Origin of the sequence: Microbacterium sp. SCN 71-21 (genome assembly GCF_001725695.1) — a bacterium.
Classification (GTDB): domain Bacteria; phylum Actinomycetota; class Actinomycetes; order Actinomycetales; family Microbacteriaceae; genus Microbacterium; species Microbacterium ginsengisoli.
On the sequence record NZ_MEGA01000088.1, the window covers coordinates 1 to 5,713 of the forward strand.

The 5,713-nt window shown below is 70.4% G+C and carries 5 protein-coding genes; 2 read left to right on the plus strand and 3 right to left on the minus strand.

The features are described from left to right. Positions 1-664: TatD family hydrolase (locus ABT08_RS11465; protein WP_288115036.1), on the plus strand; the 664-nt coding region annotated here is incomplete at its 5' end. Between the two features lie 37 nt (positions 665-701). Here the strand turns inward: ABT08_RS11465 and ABT08_RS11470 are convergent. Both ABT08_RS11470 and ABT08_RS11475 read right to left on the minus strand, forming a co-directional pair. Then, on the minus strand, positions 702-2,033 hold the full coding sequence (locus tag ABT08_RS11470; protein WP_288115037.1) for an ABC transporter ATP-binding protein: 1,332 nt from the start codon (positions 2,031-2,033) through the stop codon (positions 702-704). Positions 2,034-2,065: 32 nt separating this feature from the next. Continuing rightward, positions 2,066-3,811, minus strand: coding sequence for an ABC transporter permease (locus ABT08_RS11475; protein WP_056210140.1), 1,746 nt, complete (start codon positions 3,809-3,811; stop codon positions 2,066-2,068). A gap of 213 nt (positions 3,812-4,024) precedes the next feature. Here ABT08_RS11475 and ABT08_RS11480 point away from each other — a divergent pair, with 213 nt between their 5' ends. After that, positions 4,025-4,405 (plus strand): ArsR/SmtB family transcription factor, encoded by a 381-nt coding sequence (locus tag ABT08_RS11480; RefSeq protein WP_137878022.1) that lies wholly within the window; start codon positions 4,025-4,027, stop codon positions 4,403-4,405. Positions 4,406-4,439: 34 nt separating this feature from the next. Here the strand turns inward: ABT08_RS11480 and ABT08_RS11485 are convergent. Next, on the minus strand, positions 4,440-5,713 hold a 1,274-nt coding region (locus ABT08_RS11485; protein WP_288115039.1), incomplete at its 5' end, for a sugar porter family MFS transporter.

The following is a 5,713-nucleotide window of genomic DNA, read 5'->3' on the forward strand; positions in this document are numbered from 1 at the left end:
CGAGTCGTCGCAGTGGTGCGCGTGGGCTGCTGAGCAGGACCGCCGGGTGCTCGCCGCCGTCGCCCTGCACCCGAACGAGGCGCCCGAGTACGCCGCCGCCGGACGCCTTGCTGAGGCGATCGAGGTCATCGACACCCTCGCCGCCCAGCCCCGGGTGCGCGCGGTCGGCGAGACCGGACTCGACTTCTTCCGCACCGGCGAGGACGGCATCGCGGCCCAGATCGAGAGCTTCGAGGCGCACATCGCGATCGCGAAGCGGCACGGCATCGCCATGCAGATCCACGACCGCGACGCGCACCAGGCCGTCTTCGACACCCTCGACCGCGTGGGCGCCCCGGAGAAGACCGTGTTCCACTGCTTCTCCGGCGACGCCGACATGGCGCGGGTCGCGAGCGACCGCGGCTACTGGCTGAGCTTCGCGGGCAACGTCACGTTCAAGAACGCCGAGAACCTGCGCGACGCCCTCCGCGTGGCTCCGCGCGATCGCATCCTGGTCGAGACGGATGCCCCGTTCCTCACGCCCGCGCCCTACCGCGGTCGCCCGAACGCCCCGTACCTCGTGCCGCTGACCGTGCGGTTCATGGCCGAGACGCTCGAGACCGACCTCGACGAGCTGTGCGCACAGCTCGCGGCGAACACGCTCGCCGTCTACGGCGAGTTCTGAACCGGCTCCGCAACAGCGGTGCGCCGCTCGGTCGGGGTCACACCCCGAACGCGGCGGCGACCTCGCCGAGCACGAGCTCGCCCGAGTCGGCGTCGTAGTCGAAGAGCTCCGCGTAGCGACCCCACTGGATCGCGATGTCCAGCTGCACCCGCGCGTCCGCCCCCGAGAAGCCGCGTCGCAGCAGGTCGAGGAAGAAGTCGTCGCGCAGGGCGCCGTCGTCGCTGTTCTCGAGCGCTTTGAGGATCGTGCGCACGAGCGGGGCGTGGGCCGCGCTGAGGCGTGCGAACAGCTTCTTCGACTCCTGGATGTCCGCGCGTCCCCAGGCGCGACCGTCCTCGGTGAGGAAGAGCTGCGCCCCGTCGACCTCGATGAACCCGAGCAGGGCGGCCGCGTCGACGAGGGGAAGGAGGTCGTCGACCTCGAAGGACAGCTCGTCGGCGAGGTCGGGCAGGTCGGTCTGGCCGTTGTGCGAGTGCACGATCTCGACGAGGCCGGCGAGCCCGCCCACGGACACGTCGGGCAGCGGCGCGCTGAGCGGAGTGGCGGCGACAGGCGCGGCCGCCGTGCCGGGAGCACCGGTGCCGGTGCCGGTCAGCAGGGCGTAGAGCCGATCGACGGTCTGGGCGAAGAGCGGATGCCGCCGGTCGCGCGGGCGGGGGAGCGGCACCCCGACCTCGGCGCGCACGTGCCCGGGGTTCGAGCCGAGGACGAAGACGCGGTCGGCCATGAGCACCGCCTCCTCGATGTTGTGGGTCACGATGCAGACCGACTTCGTCGGGAAGTCGGGCTGCGCCCACAGCGACATCACCTCGTTGCGCAGGTTCTCGGCGGTGAGCACGTCGAGAGCCGAGAAGGGCTCGTCCATGAGCAGCGCGTCCGGGCGCAGCACCAGGGCGCGCGCGATCCCCACGCGCTGGCGCATGCCGCCGGAGAGCTCGCGCGGGTACGCCGACTCGAAGCCGTCGAGACCGATCAGGTCGATCGCGTCGAGGGCGCGCTGACGGCGCTCCGCGGCCGACACCGAGCGGGCGGCCAGTCCCAGCTCGACGTTTCCCTGCACCGTCAGCCACGGCATGAGCGCGAACGACTGGAACACCATCCCGACGCCCGGGTTCGCACCGTTGATCGGCCGGCCGCGGTAGCGCACCTCGCCGCTGGTGGGGGCGATGAGACCGGCGACCGTGCGCAGGAGGGTGGACTTCCCCGACCCGGACTTCCCGAGGAGTGCCACGATCTCGCCTTCTCGGAGGGTCAGCGACACCTCGTCGAGCACCGTGAGGGTGCCGCCGTCGCTCGAGGGGAAGGCTGTCGTGACGTCGTCGACCTCGACGATCGCGGTGTCGCGGACGGATGCGGTGTTCTGTGCCATGGGGCACCTCCTTCGCGGAGTGGGCGGGTGGGTCAGGTGAGGGAGAAACGACGTTCGGCGAGCCGGTACATCCGCCGCCAGAACAGCCGGTTGAGGCCGACGACGAACAGGCTCATCACGATCACCCCGACGTACACGCGGGGGCTGTCGCCGGTGGCGGTGGCGTTCGCGATGTACGCGCCGAGGCCGACGGCGGTGAGGGTCGTCGACCCGTAGGTCACGACCTCCGAGACGATCGACGCGTTCCAGGCGCCGCCGGCCGCGGTGATGCCGCCCGTCACCCACGACGCGAAGATGGCCGGCAGGATGAGGCGCGTCCAGCGCTGCCAGCGCGACAGGCGCAGGGATGTCGCGGCGTCCCGCAGGTCCGCCGGGATCGCCGAGGCGCCGGCGATGACGTTGAAGAGGATGTACCACTGCGCGCCGAGCGCCATCAGCAGGATTCCGCCGATGTTGAGCGAGATGCCGGTGTGGATGAGTGCCAGCGTGACGAACGGGAAGAGGAAGTTCGCCGGGAAGCTCGCGAGCACCTGCACGACGGGCTGAGCGAAGCGCGTCACCCGCGGGTTCATCCCGATCCACACGCCCACCGGCACCCAGATGATGGTGCCGAACACGAGCAGCACGAGCACGCGCCCGAAGGTCACGAGCCCGAGGCCCGCGGCATCCGCGAACTCCCACAGGCCGACGCTCGACTGCACGAAGATGATGACCTGCACGGTGCCCCACGTGAGGGCGACGGCGACGACCACGGCGAATGCGAGGTCGCCGATGCGCCGCCGGCGCGGGTCGACGCGCAGCGGCACGTCGGCGACGCCGAAGACCGCCATGGCCCGGTCGAGGCCGCGCCCGAGCGGTGCGAGCGCGCGGCCGATCAGGCGGGGCACCCCGGAGTGGCGCAGCACGTCGAGCACGACACTGCGCTGCGGCACCTGGCTCGACGTGTCGCCCATGCGGAAACGCTCCGCCCACGCGGTCAGCGGCCGCCAGAACAGCGCGTTCACCCCGACGACCATGACGATCATGACGGCGATGGCCCACAGGATCGCCGGGATGTTCTCCTCGGCCGTCGCGCTCGCGACATACGATCCGATGCCGGGTAGGGCATACGTGTGGTTGTTGACAGAGATGACCTCGCTCGCGACGAGGAAGAACCAGCCCCCGCCGAAGCTCATCATGCCGTTCCAGACGAGCGGGATCATGCCGCTGGGCACGTCGAGCTTCCAGAAGCGCTGCCAGCGGGTCAACCGCAGCAGGCGCGCCGCCTCGTCGAGATCGCGCGGCTGCGTGGTGAGCGAGTTGTAGAACGCGAACGTCATGTTCCACGCCTGGCTCGTGAAGATCGCGAAGATCGAGGCGCACTCGACGCCGAGCTCGGAGTTCGGGAAGATGACGATCCAGACGGTGAGCGTCACCGACAGGAACGCGAGCACCGGCACCGACTGCAGGATGTCGAGGATCGGGATCAGCACCTTCTCGCCGCGCCGCGACCGCGCGGCGGCGGTCGCGTAGACGAAGGTGAACACCACGGATGCCGCGAGCGCGATGAACATGCGCAGCAGCGACCGGGCGGCGTCGTAGGGCAGCTGTGACGGGTCGGTGGAGACGGCGTCGATGTCGCGAGACGGGTCGAACGGCGCGGCGATCCCCTGCGAGAGGTGGATGAGCAGCCACAGCACTGCGGCGAAGCCGATGAGGACGACGGCGTCGGCGGCGAGACGGGTGCCGGAGCGGGCGCCGACGGTGGTGTGGCCGGCGAAGGTGGTGGGCGTCGACATGGCGCGCTCCTTGCGGATGGGCGCGCTCCGGGCCTCCCGCGAGGCGGGTCAGCCGAGGGTGCGCGTGGCGGAGGGGAGTCGGGGACTGTCACTGGGAGAACTCATGTCCCTCACCTCCTCGCGCTCGTCGCGTCGCCCGCGGCATCCGGGCCTCGGATACCATACGCAATAGTCAATCAATTGCGCAAATGAACGGTGAACGTGAGGAGACGCATGAGCGACCGGACGACGGATGACTCGGGCGCACCCTCGGTCGCGCAGCTCGCCGCCGCCGCCGACACGTTCGACCTCCTGTCGGTTCCGGGCCGCCTGCACCTGGTGTGGCTGCTCTCGGACGACGAATCGGATGTCACGACCCTCGCTGAGCGCACCGGGGCGACGATCCCCGCGACGAGCCAGCAGCTCGCGAAGCTGCGCGCCGCCGGTGTCGTCAGCGCACGCCGGCAGGGACGCCGGCAGCTCTATCGGGTCGACGATCCGCACATCGTCGCGGTGGTCGCGGCGATGCTCGACCACATCGCGCCCGACGGCACGCTCGCCGCGCCCCCGGACCCTCGGCGCCCACCGCGCCAGCCGCGCTTCGTGCGGGCGTGACCGCGAACCGGACGGCACCGGGCCGCGGCATCCGTCACCTCTTGGGTGCCGCCACGAACAGCGTCTCGGTCTTCTCGAGCTCCATGCCCTTGGTCTCCGGCACCTTCAGCAGCACGTAGACGAAGGAGAGGGCCGCGAACACGGCGTACATGCCGTAGGTGAGCGGCAGCGACCACGCCGACATCGAGGGGAACGAGACCGTGATGACGAAGTTCGCGATCCACTGCGCCGCGGCCGCGACGCCGAGCGCGCGACCGCGGATGCGGCTCGGGAAGATCTCGCCCAGCAGCACCCACACGAGCGGACCCCACGACGCGCCGAACCCGATGACGAACACATTCGCGGCGACGAGCGCGATCGGGCCCCAGGCGCCCGGGAGGGACACCTCGCCGTTCACCGTCACCGAGAAGGTGAACGCGAGCGCCATGATGCCCAGCGACAGGGTCATCAGCACCGAGCCGACCAGCAGGATGGGCTTTCGGCCCACCCGGTCGACGAGGAAGATCGCGACCAGGGTGACGACGACGTTCGTGACCGAGGTGATGACGCTGATGACCAGGGAGTCGCCCTCGGTGAACCCGACCGCGCGCCACAGCGTCGTCGAGTAGTAGAAGATCACGTTGATGCCGACGAACTGCTGGAACACCGACAGGATGATGCCCACCCAGACGATCGGCTGAAGTCCGAGCACGTGTCCGCGCAGCGACGCCTTCTTGGTGGTGCGGTCCGCGCTGATCGCGTTCGTCAGCTCGCGCAGGGTCTGCTCCAGGTCGGCCGGCGGCACGAGGCGGGCGAAGACCGCGCGCGCCTCGTCGGTGCGGCCGGCGGCGAGAAGGAAGCGCGGGGACTCGGGGAGGGTGAGAGCCAGGATCCCGTAGACCGCCGAGGGGATCACCCCGACGATGAACATCCAGCGCCAGGCCTCCAGGCCGAGCCAGAGCGTGTTCGCGGCGCCATCGGCCCACGTCGCGAGCAGCGCGTCGGACAGCAGTGCCCCGAAGATGCCGAGCGTGATCGCGAGCTGCTGCAGCGACGCCAGCGATCCGCGGATCTGACGCGGTGCGATCTCTGCGATATAGGCCGGCGCGACGACAGAGGCGATGCCGATGCCGAGACCGCTCACCACGCGCCACAGGATCAGGTCGGGAACGCTGAAGGTGAGGCCCGCGCCGATCGAGGAGACGAAGAACAGGCCGGCGCCGAGCAGCATGACGCGCAGGCGCCCCCAGCGATCGGAGAGCGAGCCGGCGATCATCGCGCCGACGGCGCACCCGAGGAGCGCCACCGCGACGACGAAGCCCGTCAGTG

Excerpts from the sequence above, each read along its gene's own strand:
- ABT08_RS11470 (WP_288115037.1), bottom strand. The coding sequence starts at position 2,033 with ATGGCACAGAACACCGCATCCGTCCGCGACACCGCGATCGTCGAGGTC.
- ABT08_RS11475 (WP_056210140.1), bottom strand. The coding sequence starts at position 3,811 with ATGTCGACGCCCACCACCTTCGCCGGCCACACCACCGTCGGCGCCCGC.
- ABT08_RS11480 (WP_137878022.1), top strand. The coding sequence starts at position 4,025 with ATGAGCGACCGGACGACGGATGACTCGGGCGCACCCTCGGTCGCGCAG.